The 597-nt window shown below is 74.4% G+C and carries 1 protein-coding gene; it reads left to right on the top strand.

The genetic code is table 11. The features are described from left to right. Positions 1-27: 27 nt before the first annotated feature. Positions 28-594 carry a hypothetical protein gene (locus tag E4099_RS32665; protein ID WP_209446835.1) on the top strand — a complete coding sequence of 189 codons (567 nt, stop codon included), beginning with the start codon at positions 28-30 and terminating at the stop codon, positions 592-594. Positions 595-597 lie beyond the last annotated feature (3 nt).

Raw genomic sequence — 597 nt, 5'->3', positions numbered from 1 at the left:
GTATAAGAGACAGCCCCGCCGGACCCGGTGGACATCCTGTCCAGCCGGAAGAAGGACACCGCGCCGATCAGCGCCGGCACCCTGTTCCCGGGGAAGGCCGCGACCGTCCGCCACCACGAGTACGCCAAGGGGGCGACCAGCGCCACCCGCGGCTGCGCCTCGGCGGCCCAGGGCGCCCTGCCCTCGGTCCTCAGCCGCAACGGCTGCCGCCAGCTGTTCCGCGCCACGTACAGCAAGGACGGGGTGGCGGTCACCGTCGGCATCGCGGTCTTCGACACCAAGGCGGCGGCCGGGAGGGCGATGGCCCAGGCCAAGCCGAACATCGCCTCGCTGCCCGGCAGCGGCGTCCCCACCTTCTGCCGCCGGGTCGCCTGCCGCAGCAGCGCCAACACCCTGGGCCGCTACGTCTACTTCACCATCTCCGGCTACACCTCCGGGGCGCCGGTGCCCACCTCGGACACCAAGGCGCTGGCGGCCGGCCGGGAGATCTCGGACTACGCCTTCTCCCGCATCCTGGCCCGCGGCAACGCCCAGGCGTCGGCCGCCGCCGAGGCCACCGGCCAGCCGTCACCCACGGCGCGCCCCGGCACCTGACCC

Origin of the sequence: Streptomyces palmae (assembly GCF_004684805.1) — a bacterium.
Classification (GTDB): Bacteria; Actinomycetota; Actinomycetes; order Streptomycetales; family Streptomycetaceae; genus Streptomyces; species Streptomyces palmae.
The sequence above is the reverse complement of the archived record's forward strand: the minus strand, read 5'-3'. Positions and strand labels throughout refer to the sequence as shown.